Here is a 16,845-nt window from a genome sequence, read left to right on the forward strand (position 1 = left end):
TGTCACCTGTTACACAGTGTCGAGATAGATCTCGACCTGTTCCTCTGGGGTCAATTCCTGCATGTAATGCAATTCTTGGCGTTTCGTCAGCACGAAGTTGCGGACCATCTCGGGGGCAAAGATCCGTGCGACATGGGGGCAGCTTTCAAACAAGTCGATAGCGGTTTTCCAATCGCTGGGCATGCGCGGCAGATCGGCGGCATAGGCGTTGCCGGTGATCGGGGCAGGCGGCTCTGCTCCATCTTCGATCCCGTTAAGCGCCGCGCCCAGAACGGCGGCCAGCATCAGATAGGGGTTCACGTCGCCGCCAGAGACCCGATGTTCGATCCGCCGCGCCTTGTGGCTGCCCGAAGGGATGCGGATCGCGGCGGTGCGGTTTTCATAGGCCCAGCATACCCCGGTGGGCGCATGGGATTCCGGCACCATCCGGTCAAAGCTGTTGGCGTGCGGACAGAACACCAGCGCCGAGCCCCGCATCGCGTTCATGCAGCCCGCCACTGCGTGGCGCAGCGTGGCGGTCCCCTTGGGCCCGCCATCGTCAAAGATGTTGTCGCCATTTTCATCCAGCACCGAAAAATGCGTGTGCAGGCCAGAGCCGGAGTAATCCTCATAGGGTTTCGCCATAAAGCTTGCGGCAAAGCCGTGCCGCCGCGCCAGCCCTTTGACCAGCATCTTGAACAGCCATGCGTCGTCAGCGGCGCGCAGCGCATCGTCGCAATGCATCAAGTTGATTTCGAACTGGCCCAGACCCGCCTCGGAAATGGCGGTATCGGCGGGGATGTCCATCTCTTCGCAGGCGTCATAGAGATCGGTGAAAAAGAGATCGAACTGGTCGAGCGCGCGGATCGACATGGTCTCGGCCGCCTTGCGTCGTTTGCCCGAGCGGGGCGAGATCGGCACCTGAAGGTTGCGGCCCGAATCGTCGATCAGGAAGAATTCCAGTTCCACCGCGCAGACGGGCGTGAGGCCGCGCGCTTTGTAGCGGTCAAGCACGGCACGCAGCGCGTGGCGCGGATCGCCGGGGTAGGGGCGGCCATCTTCGCGGAACATCCAAATCGGCAGCAGGGCCGAGGGCGCGTCGAGCCATGGCATCGGCATGAAGCCCCGCTCGGTCGGTTTCAGCACGCCGTCCGCATCGCCAGTCTCAAACACCAGCGGGCTGTCGTCGATATCCTCGCCCCAGATGTCGAGGTTCAGCACCGAGACCGGAAAGCGGGTGCCTTCGGTTGTCACCTTATCGGCAAAACGCGACGGAATGCGCTTGCCGCGGGCTTGGCCATTGAGGTCGGCGGCGGCCACACGAATGGTGCGGACCTGAGGGTTTTTGCGAAGCCAGTTGTTCATACGTCACCTGCAAAGGCGGTGGGCATGTCACAGAGCGGTTCACCCGGGGGCAAAAGCAGTTGGCGCCCACGCGCCGCGTAATTTGATCAAATAATGGATACTACCGGATCAAATTAGGACGCAAGCGAATTTTACGGCGTTGGGCCTGTGGCAGGTGCCGGTTTAGGCGGGAATTGATCAAACCGAAGACGCCAATGATGCAGAGCGTCAGAAGGATGAAATAACCGGCAAGAATGGGATAGGGCACGAAGGGATTGAAGGTTTTGTCGGCAAAATAGCTGGCGTAATAGAGCGCATCTCCGCGCTGTTGCCAGGCCGGGAAACCGCTGAAAAACACCAGTGTCGTGGCGTGAAACAGAAAAATCGCCTCGTTCGTATAGGCGGGCCAGGCAAGGCGCAGCGAGGTGGGCCAGATCACCCGGCGAAAGCGCGACCAGCCCGACAGACCATAGGCATCTGCGGCCTCGACATCGCCCTTGGGGATGGACTGCAGCGCGCCGTAAAAAATTTCGCCCGAATATGCGGCAGTGTTGAGAAAGAGCACGATCAGCGCCCCCAACCATGCCGCGGTGAAGGGAGCGAAAAAGGCGTATTCGGACTTCAGCGACAGAAACAGGAAGTAGCCAAAGAAGAATTGGATGAAGAGCGGCGAGCCACGGAAGATGAAGATGAACCATTCCGCCGGTTTGCGGAACCAAGGGTTCGGACTGGCCTTTCCAACGCCAAGCGCCGTGGCAAAGAAGAACCCTGTCAGCAGGGCGATGACGCCGAAGTAGATGTTCCACAGCATCCCTGAGCCGATCAGCGTGAACTGTTCGCAGAGCGTGAAACCCTCGCGCGGCAGCAGGCGTTCACCATAGCCAAGAGAGCGCAGACCGTAGTCCTGAATCGTTTGCAGACAGCTCATGCGCCGGCCCTCCGCTGGGCTTCGCCGCCGGTGGTGGCTTGGCCGCGTGTCAGTCGTTTCATCAGGCGGTCCAACGAAATCTCGGAAATCCGGGTAAAGAGCAGGTAGAACACCAGCAGCCCGAGGAAGTACCACATGCGCCAGTCGGGGTGCGGATAGTCGGTAAAGCGCGGCGTCTTGGTGCCGCCCAGTTCGCGCGCCCAATAGACGATATCCTCGACGCCCAAAAGAAACAGCAGCGGCGTGGCCTTGATCAGCACCATCCACAGGTTGCTGAGACCGGGCAGGGCATAGACCCACATCTGCGGCACCAGCACCCGCCAGAAGGTCTGGCGGTGGTTCATGCCGTAAGCCTCGGCGGTTTCAAGCTGCGCCCGGGGCACGGCGCGCATGGCACCGAATAGGACGTTGGCCGCAAAAGCGCCGAAGACGATGGCAAAGGTAAAGACCGCAAGGCCGAAACCATAGGTCTCATGCACCCATTGCGCGGCATTGCCCAAAGGCATCTTGGCGGCCTGACAGACCACGAAATCACTGCCTTGGCGGACCGGCATGTCCCAATCGGAACAGAGCGCCTTGTGACGCAGGTATTCGATGCCCTGATCCAAGGCGATGACGAAAAACAGAAAGAAGGCGATATCCGGCACACCGCGCACCAGCGCGATATAACCTTTGCCGACCCAACTCAGCGGCGCGAAACGCGCACGCGCCATCATGGCCCCGCCAAAGCCGAAGGCCAGCGCCACAGGCGCGGTCACGGCAAGCAGCATCAAGACCTTAAGGAAGGACATGTAGAACGACATATGAACGCCGGTTGTCAGGTAACAGGCGGTCCAGAACCAGTCGTTCAGGATCGATGGGTCAGAGCAGAAAGAAAACATGGGCCCCCATGGGCTGGTCCGCGCGAGGGTGCTGCGCGAGGGCTAATCCGCGCGAGGGTGCCGCGCAGGGAAGGTCAGGCGCGCCGCGAAGGGCGCGCCTGAGGTTGGATCACTCGTAGGTGTTGGTATCGTCGCCGAACCACTTTTTGAGCATTTCGTTCAGCGAGCCGTCTTCTTTCATCTCAGTGATGACGGCGTCGAATGTGTCACGCAGTTCGGTGTCGGACTGACGCAGACCCATGCCGATGCCGTCGCCAAGCGGGACATCGTCGCCCACGAACATCAACTCACCGCCGGATTCCTCGACGATCGGAACGAGGTAATCTTTGTCAGCGAATACCGCGTCGGCTTCGCCGTTGCGCACGGCCGCAACGGTTTCTTCGGGGGTCGCGAATTCGATCAGCGTGGCACCGCTTTCGGCAACGTGACCAGCTTGGATGGTCGCTGTCTGACCTGCAACAACGCCGCCTTCGATGTCCGCATCCTCAGAGGCCGCAACATAAGCGGAAGCGGTCGGCGGATAGTAGTTCTGCGTGAAGGAGATGACTTCCTTCCGCTCGTCGGTGATGCTCATCCCGGCCATGATGTTGTCGTAGTTGCCCGACACGAGGTTGGGGATGATGCTGTCCCAGTCGTTTTTCACCCATTCGCAGGTCAACTCGGCGCGTTTGCACAGCTCGTCGCCCAGTTCACGCTCGAAACCGTCGACTTCGCCGGCGTCGTTGATGAAGTTGTAGGGGGTAGGCGCCCTCGGTGCCCATGCGGATGGTTTTGCCATGAGCTTCGGCCATCGCGAAACCAGCAGTCATGCTGAGCGCGGCGCTTGCCAGTAGGATCTTTTTCATTTGGTAACTCCCTTTGGTTTTTGTTTACGCAGGCTGGGTTGCCGAAAGGAACCCACGCAGACGTTCCGATTTGGGCGCGCCGAAGACTTCTTCGGGCGTCCCTTGTTCTTCGATCAGACCTTGGTGCAGGAACACGACATGGTCGCTGACATCAGCGGCCAGTTTCATGTCATGGGTCACGATCACCATCGTGCGCCCCTCTGCGGCGAGGTCTTTGATGACTTTGACGACTTCCTGCTCCAGCTCGGGGTCGAGCGCGCTGGTCGGCTCATCAAACAGCAGCGCCTCGGGCTCCATGCAGAGTGCACGGGCAATGGCGGCGCGCTGTTGCTGGCCGCCGGACAGTTGGGCGGGGTAGACATCGCATTTGTCACCGATCCCGACCTTTTCAAGATAGCCGCGCGCGGCGCGCTCTACCTCTGCCCGGTCGCGGCCCAGCACGGTCAGCGGCGCTTCCATGACGTTTTGCAGGATCGACATATGCGCCCAGAGGTTGAACTGCTGGAAGACCATCGACAGGTTGGTGCGGATGCGCAGCACCTGCTTGGCGTCCGCCGGGCAGCGGTGGTGGCCGTTGCCTTTCCAGCGCACCGGTTCGCCTTTGAAAATCACTTCGCCCTGCTGGCTGTCTTCCAGCAGGTTACAGCAGCGCAGCAAGGTCGATTTACCAGAGCCTGAAGAGCCGATCAGCGAGATCACATGGCCACGCGGGGCGGTCAGATCGACCCCTTTGAGAACCTCCAGTGAGCCATAGGCTTTGTGAAGGTTCTTGATCTGGATAACCGGGGTATCTGTCGTCACGGAAACTGTCGCCAATCTGTCATTTCAGTGCGCTATAAAGCGACGAATCGACGGAAATTGCAACGCAGAGTTTGGCCCGCGTTGCATCGCAGTACCGGTGCTGACGCTAGGTCAGCTTTCCTTGGCGACACGCTGGCGCGCCATGGCGCTGTCGGTATCGGTGACGCCCAATAGGTTCGACACCAACCGCAGCAGCGCGTCTTCTTCGTCAGAGCGGCTGCCATCGGCCAAAACCACCTGCCAAAGCGCTTCGATCACCTCCAGCCGACGCTCATAGGGCACCGCGTCTTTGATCGCGCGGGTAAAGCGCACAGTGTCGGGGGCTTGCGCCTCAAGCGCCTCGGCTTCTTCGCGCAGGGCGGTGGCGTCAGCCTCATTCAGCCCGTAGCGTTCAGCCGCGATCCGGTCGATCAAGCGCCGTTCGCTCATCGCGTAGTCATTGTCGGACCTGGCGATGCGGACCAAGAGCGCGGTCAGCGCGAGGCGGGCATCGTTGTCGGCCAATGGGTCGGGTTCGGGCTGGGTCAGCCGTTTGAGAAAGTCACCAAACATAAGTGCGTTATCATCCTGCTGCGGGGAAAGGGAATGTCAGAGCGTATTTAGAGCGTTGGCGCGGGCTGCGGCCATATCCTCATCCGATAGGCCAAGCGCGGTTTCGATGGCGACAAGCTGGATTTCCTCGTCATCATTGCGCGCCCCGTCCGAGAGGGCCACCTGCCACATCGCCTCGCCCAGTGCTTTGCGGTCGGCATAGTCGACCTCTTCGCGCAGGATGCGGGTGAACTCAGGCGTGCCGGGGGCGTCACGTTCCAGCGCCTCGCACGTGGCGCGCAGCTTGGCGGCCTCGATCGGTTTCAATCCAAAGGTCCGCGCCAGAATCTGGTCGATCTGGCCGATCTCGGAGGCGCGGTAGGTACGATCCGCAAAGGCCACACGGACCAAAAGCGCGCCCAGTGCCAGTTGGGCATTGGGCTGCGGCAAAGGTTTCGGCTGTGCCTTACGGCGGGGGAACAGTCGGTTCAGCATGGGGCTCACTTATCGCAGGAAACAGGGTCGCCATAGAGGAAACTGCGCGTGGGGCGCGCTGGTTCCTGCAATGGTCCGCATGGATTTAGCTGTCATAGCCTTCTACGATCACCAAAGACCCATCGGCCACGTTCAGGCGGATGTCTTTGGCACGCTGGTAGCCGGGGCTTTCGTAGCAGGCGACCGCGTCGGCATAACTGTCGAATTCCAAGACAACAGTGCGGGCGCGCATCTGGCCTTCGCGGACTTGTTGGGTGCCGCCGCGCACGAGGAAACGCGCGCCGTAATCCGCGAATGGTTTGGCATTGGCGGCGCGGTATTTATCATAAATCGCGGTGTCGTGGATATCCATGGTGGCGATCCAATAGCCCTTTGGCATCTGTTATCTCTCCTGTTGGGTCAAAGTGGCGAAACGGGCGGTGAGGTTCTGCGCCTCAGTTGCCAGCCCGTAGGGGGATTGATCACGAACATGCCTGAGCCGACCATGCCATGACCGGGGCGCGCAGGCGGGAAGCGCACTTCGTGGCGCAGCGCATCGGGGTGGTTGGCGGTGAGCGTGTCGAGCATGGGTACATGTGCGCGGTTGGTCAGGATCGGATACCACAGGGCGATGATCCCGACGTTCCATGCGCGGCTAAGCTTGGCGATCTGGCGCGGGATGGTCTCGTAATCTGTCTTGATCTCATAGGAGGGATCAATCAGCAGCATCCCCCGGCGCGGCGTCGGTGGGGTGAGGGCAAAGGCCATCTCGAACCCATCGCTGAGATGGCATTTCGCCGGGTAGGGCGACATCGCCAGATCAAGGGCGCTGTGCTCTTGGGGGTGCAACTCGGCCAGATGGATGCGGTCAACGGGGCGCAGCAGTTTCGCAGCCAGCAGAGGAGAGCCGGGGTAGGCGCGGGGGCCGTGGGTCTCGCGCAACGCTTGCAAGACTTGGGAATAGGGGTGATCGGGGGCGAACCAATCGGCCACCTTGTCGATGCCCTGCCGCGCTTCGCCGGTCTTTTCCGCCGCCGCGTCCGACAGGTCATAGAGCGCCCGGCCTGCGTGGGTTTCCAGATAGGTGAGCGGTTTGTCCTTGCGGGTGAGATACGACAGCATCCACGCCAAAAGCGCGTGTTTCTGCACGTCTGCAAGGTTTCCGGCGTGGTAGATGTGTTGATAGCTCAGCATGGCCTAGCTGTAGCGGAGTGGTTGGCGGGTGCAACGCGAAAGAGCGGAGAGGGCCATAGCATACCCGTCGCACCGCAGGTGCGGCGAATGAATGATGGCACGCCTGCGGCGTGGCGGGCGGGCAGGCGATGGCCCGGCGCCTGCGGCTTGATTCCGGGCCTGTTGATGCCTGCCAGACAGAAAAAAGGCCCGGCGTTTAACGCTCGGGCCTTCGATCTTATACCAACCGCGACACATCCTTCGCGGCGCGCACGAAATCCTTGAAAAGGGGATGCGGATCAAACGGCTTTGACTTCAGCTCAGGGTGGAATTGAACGCCGATGAACCACGGGTGATCCGACCATTCCACGATCTCTGGCAGCTTGCCATCCGGCGACATGCCCGAGAACTTCAGCCCAGCCTTCTCAAGCTGTTCCTTATAGGCGATGTCGACCTCATAACGGTGACGGTGACGTTCATCGATCGTAGTGGTGCCATAGGCTTCGGCCACGCGCGAGCCTTCGGCCAGCGTCGCGTCATAGGCACCCAGACGCATGGTGCCGCCTTTGTCGTCATCGACCTTCCGCGCCACCTTGTGGTTGCCCTGCACCCATTCTTTCAGGTGGTAAACCACCGGCTCGAAACGCTTTTTGCCTGCCTCATGGTCAAACTCTTCTGACCCCGCAGATTTCAGCCCGGCCACGTTTCGCGCGGCTTCGATCACCGCCATCTGCATGCCAAGGCAGATACCGAGGTAGGGGACCTTATGCTCACGGGCATATTGCGCGGCCTTGATCTTGCCTTCGGTGCCACGCTCGCCAAAGCCGCCGGGGACGAGGATCGCGTGGAAACCTTCAAGATGCGGCGCGGGGTCTTCGCTGTCGAAAATCTCGGCGTCGACCCATTCCACGTTAACCTTGACCCGGTTGGCCATGCCGCCATGGGTCAGCGCCTCGGCGATGGATTTATAGGCGTCTTCAAGCTGGGTGTATTTGCCGACAATGGCGACTTTGACTTCGCCTTCGGGGTTGTAGATGCGGTCGGCCACATCTTCCCAACGGCGCAGGTTCGGCTTGGGGGCAGGGGTGATCTGGAAGGCATCCAGAACCGCCTGATCCAGCCCCTCGCGGTGGTAGGCCAAGGGCGCTTCGTAGATCGATTTAAGGTCTTGCGCGGCGATCACCGAATCCGGGCGCACGTTGCAAAAGAGCGCCAGCTTCTCGCGTTCTTTCGCGGGGATCGGCCCCTCGGAACGGCAGACCAGAATGTCGGGCGCGATGCCGATGGAGCGCAGTTCTTTGACCGAGTGCTGCGTCGGCTTGGTCTTCAGTTCGCCGCTGGCTTTGACGTAGGGCAGCAGCGTGAGGTGCATGAAAATACACTGCCCGCGCGGCTTGTCTTGGCTGAACTGGCGGATCGCTTCAAAGAAGGGCAGACCTTCGATATCGCCCACGGTGCCGCCGATTTCGCAGAGCATGAAATCGACCTCATCATCGCCGATATCGATGAAGTCTTTGATTTCATTGGTGACGTGGGGGATAACCTGAATGGTCTTTCCCAGATAGTCGCCGCGGCGTTCTTTCTCCAGCACGGTGGAATAGACCCGGCCCGAACTGATGCTGTCGGTTTTCCGCGCGGCCACGCCCGTGAAGCGCTCATAGTGCCCAAGGTCGAGGTCGGTCTCTGCGCCATCATCGGTGACGAAGACTTCGCCATGCTCAAATGGCGACATCGTGCCGGGGTCGACGTTCAGGTAGGGGTCCAGCTTGCGCAGACGAACCGAAAAACCGCGTGCCTGAAGCAAGGCGCCCAAGGCCGCCGAGGCCAGACCCTTGCCCAGCGACGAGACCACACCGCCTGTGATGAAGATATAGCGTGCCATGTGATCGGAGACCCCCGTGAAATCAAAGTTTGTTGCAGGCAAAAACCAGCCAAACGCGCTGCGGAAAGCCGCAGCACCACGGGATTTAAGCCTTACAGGATTCGTGCGTGTGAGGCAAGGCCTGCCGCAACATGCAGTTGCGGAACAAGGCCGTGCCTCAAGGTTTTGTGTTCGTTAGCTTAATCGGCCGCAGGGACCAGCGGTGAGTTGCCATCCGCGGAAGGCGGCAGCAGATCGTCGCCCGCAGGCAGGGCAGGGCTGCCATCTTGGTTCTGGGCGGGCGGTGTCGCGCTCAGCCGGTCGATGACCGACGAGCCTGCGGATTTTTCCGCCGCGATGATGGTCAGCGTGATCGAGGTGGCGATGAAACCAGCGGCAAGGATCCATGTCACCTTGCCCAGTGCCGTCGCGGCAGAGCGGCCCGAAACGGCACCGCCGCCGCCACCACCCATGCCAAGGCCACCGCCCTCAGACCGTTGCAGCAGTACCACGGCGATCAGGCCGAGGGCCAGAATCAGGTGAATGATCAGAACGACATTTTCCATGGGTACGACAGCTTTCGGTTTTGGTTGGCGGGTATCTATTCGTCTTTGCCCATGGGGGCAAGGGTGGATTGCCGCCGAGCAGCGATCGGACCGGGGTGAAAAGCGGGGAGGGGGCACCAGACGGATGAAAGGCACGAGCAAAGACCGCCGCATGGGGGCGACGGTCTTTTGAAGCAGTACTCAACCACAATATGTAAGAGGGTTATCCTGGAATTAAGGTGGTGCAGACTCGCTTCGTAGGAATACTATAGCATGAAATGCGGGCAAATTCGCCCATTTTCTTTGCAGAGAAATGAAGGAATTGGCTTTGATCGGCGATGGACAGCCGATCCCCTCTGGGGCAGTCTGCCGCCATGCCTCATGATCATCCAGACCACGACCACCCCCATGCCCTGCTGCCGCCCGAGCCTGCGCTCAGGGTCAAGGCGCTGGAAACGCTGTTGACGGCCAAGGGGCTGATTGACCCCGCCGCATTGGATGAGATCATCGACACCTATGAGAACCGCATCGGCCCGCGCAACGGGGCCGAGGTCGTCGCCCGCGCGTGGAGCGATCCTGATTTTCGCGCGGCGCTGCTCAAGGATGCGACCGCCGTGGTGGCCGAGATGGGTTTCTTCGGGCGGCAGGGCGAGCATATGGTCGCGGTCGAGAATACGGATGAGGTGCATAACATCGTCGTCTGCACGCTGTGCTCCTGCTACCCTTGGCCGCTTCTGGGCATTCCGCCGGGTTGGTATAAATCCGACGCCTACCGCGCCCGCGTGGTGCGCGAACCGCGCAAGGTGCTGGCGGAATTCGGGGTGGACCTGCCCGCAGACACCGCCGTACGGGTCTGGGATTCAACAGCCGAGGTGCGCTATCTGGTGATCCCGCAGCGCCCGGCGGGAAGCGAGGGCTTGGATGTCGCGGCGCTGGCCGACCTTGTCACCCGCGACAGTATGATCGGCACCGGATTGGCCAAAGCGCCATGACCCGCGTGCATGATATGGGCGGGCGTTTCGGCGATGGCCCGGTCACGCCCGAGGCCGAAGACGTGATCTTTCACGCCGAGTGGCACCGCCGCGCGCTGGCGTTGACCTTGGCCACCGGCACCTTAGGCAAATGGAACATCGACGTGTCGCGCCATGCCCGCGAATGTCTCGCCCCCACTGATTACATGCGGTTCAGCTATTACGAAAAGTGGCTCGCCGGGGTGGCCGATATGTTGGTCGCCCGCGGGGTGGTCAGCCGTGAGGAACTGGCGGGCAAGGCCGATCCTGCGCCCAGCCCGCTGGCGGAAAAAGCGCTAAAGGCGCCGCAGGTGGCTGGGGTGCTGGCCCGTGGCGGCCCGGCGGATCGCCCTTCGGACATCGCAGCGATCTTTTCGCCCGGCGATGCGGTCGTCACCCGCAAGCGGCCTGAAAACACAATCGTTCCGGGCGGCCACACCCGGCTGCCCGCCTATGCCGCGGGCGCGAAGGGCCGGGTGCTGCGGCTGCATGGCGCGCATGTCTTACCCGACAGCAACGCCCATGATCTGGGCGAAGCCCCCGAGCCGCTTTATGCCGTGGCCTTTCCGGCCTCTGAGCTTTGGGCGCATCCCGAACACCCCCGCGATGAGGTCGTGCTCGACCTATGGCAAAGCTATCTGGAGGCCCCATGAACGCCCCGGAACCCGTCTTTGAGGCGCCATGGCACGCGCATCTCTTCGCGCTGACGGTGCATCTGAACGAGAGTGGTCTTTTCGATTGGCCCTTTTGGGCCGACCGCTTTGGCGCGACTTTGGCACAGCATGGGCTGAGGCGAGAGTTGAACGGCGGAGAGGACTACTTCAACGCTTGGCTGGAAACCCTCGAAACCCTGCTGATCGACGCAGGCCATGCCCGCCCCGGTGATCTGCGCAGCCTGCGCGACGGGTGGGAGGCCGCCTATCTCAGCACGCCACATGGCGATCCGGTGCGTTTGAGCGCGGCAGGAAACGTCTAAACCCCTCGCTGGCGCTCAGCGCGTTTTTCGAGTTTCACACGCCTGCCACTGTCGCTATACGGGCGCGGGACATCGCAAAGGAATATATCATGGCCAATGTCGTCGTTGTCGGCGCCCAATGGGGTGACGAGGGAAAAGGCAAGATCGTTGACTGGCTCAGCGAACGCGCAGATGTGATCGCGCGCTTTCAAGGCGGGCATAACGCGGGCCACACTCTGGTCATCGACGGCAAGGTTTATAAGCTGCACGCGCTGCCTTCGGGCGTGGTGCGCGGCGGCAAGCTGTCTGTCATCGGCAACGGCGTGGTGCTGGACCCGTGGCACCTGCTGAAAGAGATCGAAACGATCGAAGGGCAGGGTGTTGAGATCAACCCCGAGAACCTGATGATCGCGGAAAACACGCCGCTGATCCTGCCGTTCCACGGCGAACTTGACCGCGCCCGCGAAGAAGCGGCCAGCAAGGGCACCAAGATTGGCACCACTGGCCGCGGCATCGGGCCGTGCTACGAGGACAAAGTGGGCCGCCGCGCCATCCGCGTGGCCGATCTGGCGGACCCCGCGACATTGGAAGCCCGGGTTGACCGGGCGCTGCAGCACCACGATCCGCTGCGCAAGGGCTTGGGCGTTGAAGCCATCGACCGTGATGCGCTGATCGCGCAACTGCAAGAAATCGCTCCGAAAATTCTGCCTTTCGCTGCACCCGTTTGGAAAGTGCTGGCCGAAAAGCGCAAAGCGGGCAAGCGCATCCTCTTCGAAGGGGCGCAGGGCGCTCTGCTCGACATCGACTTTGGCACCTATCCCTTTGTCACGTCGTCGAACGTGATCGCGGGGCAGGCGGCGACCGGCGTGGGCCTTGGCCCCACCGCCATCGACTATGTGCTGGGCATCGTCAAAGCCTATACCACCCGCGTCGGCGAAGGCCCGTTCCCGACAGAGTTGGAAGACGCAGACGGCCAACGTTTGGGTGAGCGGGGCCATGAGTTCGGCACCACCACCGGGCGCAAGCGCCGCTGCGGCTGGTTCGACGCGGCCCTGCTGCGCCAGACCTGCGCCACCTCGGGCATCACCGGCATCTGCCTGACCAAGCTTGACGTGCTTGATGGGTTCGAGACGCTGAAGGTCTGCGTCGGCTATGATCTGGACGGTGAGCGGCTCGACTATCTGCCGACCGCCGCCGAACAGCAGGCGCGTTGTGTGCCCGTCTACGAAGAACTGCCGGGCTGGTCCGAATCGACCGAAGGCGCGCGCAGTTGGGCCGATCTGCCCGCCAATGCGATCAAATATGTGCGCCGGGTCGAAGAGTTGATCCAATGCCCCGTCGCACTCGTCTCCACCTCGCCAGAGCGGGAGGACACCATTCTGGTGACCGACCCTTTCGCGGACTGATCTGATGGCGCTGAGCTACAAAGCACGTCGCCGTTGGGCGCTGGTGATCCTGCTGATCGGGCTGCCAAGCTATATCGCGGTGGCGGTCTGGACGGTGGCCCAATTCGACCGCCCGCCGGTGCTGCTTGAGCTTGGCATCTATGTTGCCCTTGGCATCGTCTGGGCGCTGCCGTTCAAATTTGTCTTTAAAGGCATCGGACAGGCGGACCCGGACGCGGACGACGACCAGTAACACGCAATAAAAAAGCGCCCCGCGGGGCGCTTTTTCGTATCCGCACTTTTGTCGGGGGTTTAACCCACGGCGCGGTGATCGGGGCGGTAGCCAATCTCATCGGAGACGGTGAACCGCCCGCCTTTGATTTTCTCGATCTTGCCTGCGCGCAGCAGTTGACCGAAGGAGCGCAGCCCGTCTTCGCGGGTGAAATCCGGCAACCCGATCGAGCGGACCTTGCCCATCAGCTGCGGGCGGGAGAATTGGTCGCGCCCTTCAACAAAGGACATGTAGGATGCCGCAGCTTCGAGCAGTTCCGGCAGTTTGGTGGCGCCCATGTCCGCTGCGAAATCGGCAAAGCTTTCGGCATCGGGGTTGGTCTTGACGGGCTCGACCACCGCGGCCACACGGCGCGGACGCACGGGGCCGGCGCTGCGCAGCTTGTCGACGTCGATGCGCTGCTCGGCTACCAGTTTCAGCGGAGCAGAACGGGCGTCGGCCTTGGGTCGCTCGGTCCGGGCCGAACGGCTCACCGGGCGGCGCGGCCGGACCACATCGGCCAAGTCTTCACGGTAGGCGTCATCCGAGGTCGCGGTGGTGGCGCGGCCACCCATCGCCTCATCGGCTTTCTTCGCGGCGACGGCGGCGCGAAGATGGGCAAAGGCATCGCGGCGCGTGGTGCTTTCGGCCTCGTCCATCTTGCTGTCGGTTTCCGCCATCAGACGCGACATGTCGGGGCCGGTCTCATCGTCGATGGTGGGCAGGCTGTGACGGGCCGCTTGCGCAGGCTCGGCTTGCTCTTCGATCTGTTCAGCTGCGGCTTCAACCTCTGCTGGTTCCTGCTCTGCGGCTTTAACCTCTTCGGGCTCTTCGCCTGCGGGTTCGTCTTCAACAGGCGCGGCTTCCGGCTCGGTCATCTCGACCGCGGGGGCGGGCGTTTCCTCGGCCTCTGCCGGGGTGGACGCGCCAAGTTCGGCCTCCAACGCGGCCAATTCGCGGGCCAGTTCGTCTTCATCCTCGGGCGACAGCGAAGAGCTGCGCGCTTCCTCGGCTTTTGCGGCGGGTGCCTCTTGCGGTGCCGGGTCAGAGACTTCTTCCAGATCACCCCGGTCCACGGCGGCTTCGAGATCCGCGCGTTTGACCTTGATCACGCGCCCTTTGCGGGGCAGGTCGGCGGCGTCGATCTCCGGTGCGGCTTCGGCTTCAGGTTCCTCTTCGTCCTCTGCGTCGAACAGGCTTTCGTCCGTCTCGGCGACTTCTGCTTCGTCTTCTTCTTCGGCCTCGAGACGGTTGAGGATGTCAGCGAGATCGTCGTCGTCCTCTTCCGCTTCGTCTTGCGCCATCTCTGTGGCTTCATCGGCGTCCAGCGCATCTTCGATGTCGCGACGGGCGGCGTCGATGGCGGCTTGGCTCTCTTCGGATTCGACCTGCGTTTCGGCGGTGGCACGGGCCACTTGGGGCGCGGCTGCTTCTTCCTCGTCGTAGCTTGCGGCCTCATCCTCGTCCTGCTGGGCGACCACGGCGCGGATGCGCTGCAGTTTGGCGGCGATGCTGTCGGCGGGGGCGGCGCTTGCGGCGGGCGTCTCTTCGACGCTGGCGGCCTGCGCTTCATCCTCGTAGTGGGACTGCGGCTGCGGGCTGGCGGCAAAGAACGCCTCGGCGTCGCTGGTGTCTTCTTCCTCTGCTTCGGCTGCCGGTGCAGGCTCGGCGGTAGGGGCGGGCTCCGCCTTTTCGACGGCTTCAGCGATCTGAGGTTCGGCTGCTGCTGGGGCTTCCACGGCGGCGGTGTCGGCGATCTCAGCCTTAAGGGGGCTGGCGCTTCTTCTTGGACGGGCGCAGGCTCTGCCGCGGCGGGTGCTTGCGGCGCTGCGGTTTCGGCCTGAGCCGGAGCGGCTGCGGCAGGTGCTGCTGCCGGGGGCGCTTGGGCCGGAGCCTCCGCGCTTTGGTTCTCCAGCGCGCTCAGCACGATCTTGCCTTCCTGCTCACGGGCTTGCACCCGGCGGGAGACTTCGCGCTGCGCGATCCGGGTGAGCATCTCAGCATCCGGTTGTGGCGGCTCGGCACCGAAGTAACGGTCATCCGAGGCCAGATCGCGGAAATACTCGGCAATGGCCTTCATGGTGCCGAAGGAATCGTCGAAGCCTTCCAGCGTACACGAAAAAGTGCCATAGGAGACCGTCAAGATTTTGTTGCTGTTCATCATCGGATGCTCGTCCTCTGCGGTGTTGCAGGTATCGTTTACCACGATGTCCAAGACCAAAGCGGCTCGAATCTGTGCCATTCAACGTATGATTTCAAGGCAAGATTAAGGCAGATTTCCGAAAGGGGCACTAATTGACCACTTCAGACCATATCGTGCGGGACCACAAACCAGTCACGCTGCTCGGCGGCGGAGAGGTCTTTGAGGGAGACATCGGCGCGGCACTGGCGCTGGCACCCACCTGCGTTGCGGCCGACAGTGGCGCCGCGCTGGCTCTGGCGGCAGGGGTGGAATTGGCGGCGGTCATCGGCGATTTCGATTCCGCCCCGGCAGAGGTGTTGGCACGGATCCCATCAGAGCGGTGTCACCGGGTCGCCGAGCAAGAGAGCACGGATTTCGACAAGGCGCTGACCCGGATCGACGCGCCGCTGGTGCTGGGGGTTGGTTTTACCGGGGCGCGGCTGGACCATCAGCTTGCGGCCTTTAATACGCTCGCCACCTATCCGGATCGGCCCTGCATCTTGTTGGGCGCGCATGAGATCGTGCTGCTCGCGCCGCCGCGCATCACCCTACCGACGGGGGCGGGGGATGTGGTCTCTCTCATGCCATTGGCGCCGGTGACGGGGCGCAGTCGTAGATTGGAATGGCCGATTGACGGGCTGGATTTTGCGCCTGGTGGCCGAGTTGGCACGTCGAACCGCGCTTTGGGGCCCGTCGCGCTTGAGATGGACGGCCCCGATATGCTGCTGATCCTGCCGCGTCGTCTTATGGCGCCACTGGCGGCGCAACTGCTGCGGCCAGATCACGCGCAGTGGCCCGCTCGCGCATGATCACGTAGAGACCCGCGCTGACGCTGATCAGAATGCCCAAACCTGCGAGTGGATTGGGCAGGTCGGAGAAGATGAGCAAACCAAGCAGCGTGGCGAAGGGGATTTCAAGGTATTGCATCGGCGCCAATGTGGCCGATGGGGCAAAGCGCAAGGACCATGTCATCAGCAGATGCGCGATCGTACCGAGAACCCCGATGCCGAGCAGCAGGGTCCAGTCGAAGGCATCGGGTTGTATGATCTGTAAAGGCGCGAACTCCGTGATGGCGCCGAGCGCCAGCAAAGGCAGGATCATCACGACAGCCATCACCCCGCTCACGGCTTGCAGGCTGATCGGGTCCGTCTCCTTGGCGATCTGGCGGGTGACCAGCATGAAGAATGAAAAGACGACCGCCACGACGATCGGCAGCAGTGCGGGCCAGCCGACGTTCACGAAACTCGGTTGTACGATGAGAAGCGTGCCGAGAAACCCAACGATGCTCGCGCCCAAACGTCTTGGGCCGACCTCTTCCTTTAAGATGAGTTTGCCGAGCAGCAACATGAAAAAAGGCATGACGAAAGCAATGGCAACGGCATCGGCGAGGGGCAGGTATTTCAACGCGGTGAACATGGCGGCAATGCCCGCCATATGCAGCAGGGTGCGCAGAAGGGTCAGCCGAAACACCCGCCCGCGCATGTGCCAGACGCGGCCAGAGTACCACACGATTGGAAGCAGGATCAGCGCCTGAAGGGCGAAGCGGAGCAGCACCACCTGTCCCAAGGGGACCGAAGCGCCCAGTAGCTTGGCCACCGCATCGCCCACGGGCGCTACGATGCAGAAGCCCATCATCAGGGCTATTCCGATAAGGGGCCGATCCTGTTGCATTGCGTTACG

18 protein-coding genes and 2 pseudogenes are annotated in these 16,845 nt (G+C 62.1%); 7 read left to right on the forward strand and 13 right to left on the reverse strand.

Translation table 11 applies throughout. The features are described from left to right. Positions 1-9: 9 nt before the first annotated feature. From ACFQAU_RS12625 to secG, 11 genes and pseudogenes are all read right to left on the reverse strand, one after another. Positions 10-1,344: a glutamine synthetase family protein gene (locus tag ACFQAU_RS12625; RefSeq protein ID WP_132445156.1), complete on the reverse strand. Its 1,335-nt coding sequence runs from the start codon at positions 1,342-1,344 to the stop codon at positions 10-12. A gap of 100 nt (positions 1,345-1,444) precedes the next feature. Beyond that, the gene (locus ACFQAU_RS12630) at positions 1,445-2,251 is read right to left on the reverse strand and encodes an ABC transporter permease (RefSeq protein WP_120351504.1); all 807 of its coding nucleotides are present in this window, start codon (positions 2,249-2,251) and stop codon (positions 1,445-1,447) included. Continuing rightward, entirely contained in the window at positions 2,248-3,132 is an 885-nt protein-coding gene (locus tag ACFQAU_RS12635) for an ABC transporter permease (protein WP_067627062.1), read from the reverse strand. Before ACFQAU_RS12635 ends, ACFQAU_RS12630 begins: the two co-directional genes overlap by 4 nt. A 109-nt stretch (positions 3,133-3,241) precedes the next feature. Then, positions 3,242-3,977, reverse strand: a pseudogene (locus ACFQAU_RS12640) (transporter substrate-binding domain-containing protein). A gap of 24 nt (positions 3,978-4,001) precedes the next feature. After that, a complete protein-coding gene (locus tag ACFQAU_RS12645; RefSeq protein WP_132445154.1) occupies positions 4,002-4,778 on the reverse strand; it encodes an ABC transporter ATP-binding protein in 777 nt (258 codons plus the stop codon). 111 nt (positions 4,779-4,889) lie between these two features. Further along, positions 4,890-5,330: a tellurite resistance TerB family protein gene (locus ACFQAU_RS12650; protein ID WP_067938626.1), complete on the reverse strand. Its 441-nt coding sequence runs from the start codon at positions 5,328-5,330 to the stop codon at positions 4,890-4,892. A gap of 36 nt (positions 5,331-5,366) precedes the next feature. Next, the gene (locus tag ACFQAU_RS12655) at positions 5,367-5,804 is read right to left on the reverse strand and encodes a tellurite resistance TerB family protein (RefSeq protein ID WP_120351501.1); all 438 of its coding nucleotides are present in this window, start codon (positions 5,802-5,804) and stop codon (positions 5,367-5,369) included. Positions 5,805-5,889: 85 nt separating this feature from the next. Beyond that, a complete protein-coding gene (locus tag ACFQAU_RS12660; protein ID WP_067627071.1) occupies positions 5,890-6,183 on the reverse strand; it encodes a DUF1330 domain-containing protein in 294 nt (97 codons plus the stop codon). Positions 6,184-6,186: 3 nt separating this feature from the next. Further along, positions 6,187-6,977: pseudogene (locus ACFQAU_RS12665) on the reverse strand (23S rRNA (adenine(2030)-N(6))-methyltransferase RlmJ). A gap of 217 nt (positions 6,978-7,194) precedes the next feature. Beyond that, entirely contained in the window at positions 7,195-8,838 is a 1,644-nt protein-coding gene (locus ACFQAU_RS12670; RefSeq protein ID WP_067627074.1) for a CTP synthase, read from the reverse strand. 179 nt (positions 8,839-9,017) lie between these two features. Further along, positions 9,018-9,383, reverse strand: coding sequence for a preprotein translocase subunit SecG (gene secG, locus ACFQAU_RS12675; protein ID WP_067627076.1), 366 nt, complete (start codon positions 9,381-9,383; stop codon positions 9,018-9,020). A gap of 353 nt (positions 9,384-9,736) precedes the next feature. Between secG and nthA the strand changes: the two genes are divergently transcribed. From nthA to ACFQAU_RS12700, 5 genes are all read left to right on the forward strand, one after another. Then, positions 9,737-10,354, forward strand: coding sequence for a nitrile hydratase subunit alpha (nthA, locus tag ACFQAU_RS12680; protein ID WP_120352251.1), 618 nt, complete (start codon positions 9,737-9,739; stop codon positions 10,352-10,354). Next, entirely contained in the window at positions 10,351-11,025 is a 675-nt protein-coding gene (nthB, locus tag ACFQAU_RS12685) for a nitrile hydratase subunit beta (RefSeq protein ID WP_132445150.1), read from the forward strand. The genes nthA and nthB overlap by 4 nt, the downstream gene beginning before the upstream one ends. Beyond that, the gene (locus tag ACFQAU_RS12690) at positions 11,022-11,348 is read left to right on the forward strand and encodes a nitrile hydratase accessory protein (RefSeq protein WP_132445148.1); all 327 of its coding nucleotides are present in this window, start codon (positions 11,022-11,024) and stop codon (positions 11,346-11,348) included. Before nthB ends, ACFQAU_RS12690 begins: the two co-directional genes overlap by 4 nt. Before the next feature lie 89 nt (positions 11,349-11,437). Continuing rightward, positions 11,438-12,733 (forward strand): adenylosuccinate synthase, encoded by a 1,296-nt coding sequence (locus ACFQAU_RS12695; protein WP_067938637.1) that lies wholly within the window; start codon positions 11,438-11,440, stop codon positions 12,731-12,733. 4 nt (positions 12,734-12,737) lie between these two features. Then, positions 12,738-12,965, forward strand: coding sequence for a DUF2842 domain-containing protein (locus ACFQAU_RS12700; RefSeq protein WP_067626583.1), 228 nt, complete (start codon positions 12,738-12,740; stop codon positions 12,963-12,965). A gap of 59 nt (positions 12,966-13,024) precedes the next feature. Here the strand turns inward: ACFQAU_RS12700 and ACFQAU_RS12705 are convergent, their stop codons facing one another. Next, positions 13,025-14,722, reverse strand: coding sequence for a hypothetical protein (locus tag ACFQAU_RS12705; RefSeq protein WP_386282641.1), 1,698 nt, complete (start codon positions 14,720-14,722; stop codon positions 13,025-13,027). A 164-nt stretch (positions 14,723-14,886) separates the two neighbouring features. On the opposite strand from ACFQAU_RS12705, the gene ACFQAU_RS12710 reads away from it, so the two are divergent. After that, a complete protein-coding gene (locus ACFQAU_RS12710; RefSeq protein WP_386282644.1) occupies positions 14,887-15,282 on the forward strand; it encodes a hypothetical protein in 396 nt (131 codons plus the stop codon). Further along, a complete protein-coding gene (locus ACFQAU_RS12715; protein ID WP_240791613.1) occupies positions 15,279-15,974 on the forward strand; it encodes a thiamine diphosphokinase in 696 nt (231 codons plus the stop codon). The genes ACFQAU_RS12710 and ACFQAU_RS12715 overlap by 4 nt, the downstream gene beginning before the upstream one ends. Here the strand turns inward: ACFQAU_RS12715 and ACFQAU_RS12720 are convergent. Next, positions 15,910-16,836, reverse strand: coding sequence for a DMT family transporter (locus ACFQAU_RS12720; protein ID WP_132445146.1), 927 nt, complete (start codon positions 16,834-16,836; stop codon positions 15,910-15,912). The two genes, ACFQAU_RS12715 and ACFQAU_RS12720, sit on opposite strands and share 65 nt — an antisense overlap. Positions 16,837-16,845 lie beyond the last annotated feature (9 nt).

Source organism: Sulfitobacter profundi (assembly GCF_042661425.1).
Classification (GTDB): Bacteria; Pseudomonadota; Alphaproteobacteria; order Rhodobacterales; family Rhodobacteraceae; genus Sulfitobacter; species Sulfitobacter profundi.

Bases quoted from the DNA above. Each gene is read 5' to 3' on its own strand.
- secG (WP_067627076.1), bottom strand. From the start codon at position 9,383: ATGGAAAATGTCGTTCTGATCATTCACCTGATTCTGGCCCTCGGCCTG.
- ACFQAU_RS12635 (WP_067627062.1), bottom strand. From the start codon at position 3,132: ATGTTTTCTTTCTGCTCTGACCCATCGATCCTGAACGACTGGTTCTGG.
- ACFQAU_RS12660 (WP_067627071.1), bottom strand. From the start codon at position 6,183: ATGCCAAAGGGCTATTGGATCGCCACCATGGATATCCACGACACCGCG.
- nthB (WP_132445150.1), top strand. From the start codon at position 10,351: ATGACCCGCGTGCATGATATGGGCGGGCGTTTCGGCGATGGCCCGGTC.
- ACFQAU_RS12655 (WP_120351501.1), bottom strand. From the start codon at position 5,804: ATGCTGAACCGACTGTTCCCCCGCCGTAAGGCACAGCCGAAACCTTTG.
- ACFQAU_RS12625 (WP_132445156.1), bottom strand. From the start codon at position 1,344: ATGAACAACTGGCTTCGCAAAAACCCTCAGGTCCGCACCATTCGTGTG.
- ACFQAU_RS12650 (WP_067938626.1), bottom strand. From the start codon at position 5,330: ATGTTTGGTGACTTTCTCAAACGGCTGACCCAGCCCGAACCCGACCCA.
- nthA (WP_120352251.1), top strand. From the start codon at position 9,737: ATGCCTCATGATCATCCAGACCACGACCACCCCCATGCCCTGCTGCCG.
- ACFQAU_RS12670 (WP_067627074.1), bottom strand. From the start codon at position 8,838: ATGGCACGCTATATCTTCATCACAGGCGGTGTGGTCTCGTCGCTGGGC.
- ACFQAU_RS12700 (WP_067626583.1), top strand. From the start codon at position 12,738: ATGGCGCTGAGCTACAAAGCACGTCGCCGTTGGGCGCTGGTGATCCTG.
- ACFQAU_RS12720 (WP_132445146.1), bottom strand. From the start codon at position 16,836: ATGCAACAGGATCGGCCCCTTATCGGAATAGCCCTGATGATGGGCTTC.
- ACFQAU_RS12695 (WP_067938637.1), top strand. From the start codon at position 11,438: ATGGCCAATGTCGTCGTTGTCGGCGCCCAATGGGGTGACGAGGGAAAA.
- ACFQAU_RS12630 (WP_120351504.1), bottom strand. From the start codon at position 2,251: ATGAGCTGTCTGCAAACGATTCAGGACTACGGTCTGCGCTCTCTTGGC.
- ACFQAU_RS12690 (WP_132445148.1), top strand. From the start codon at position 11,022: ATGAACGCCCCGGAACCCGTCTTTGAGGCGCCATGGCACGCGCATCTC.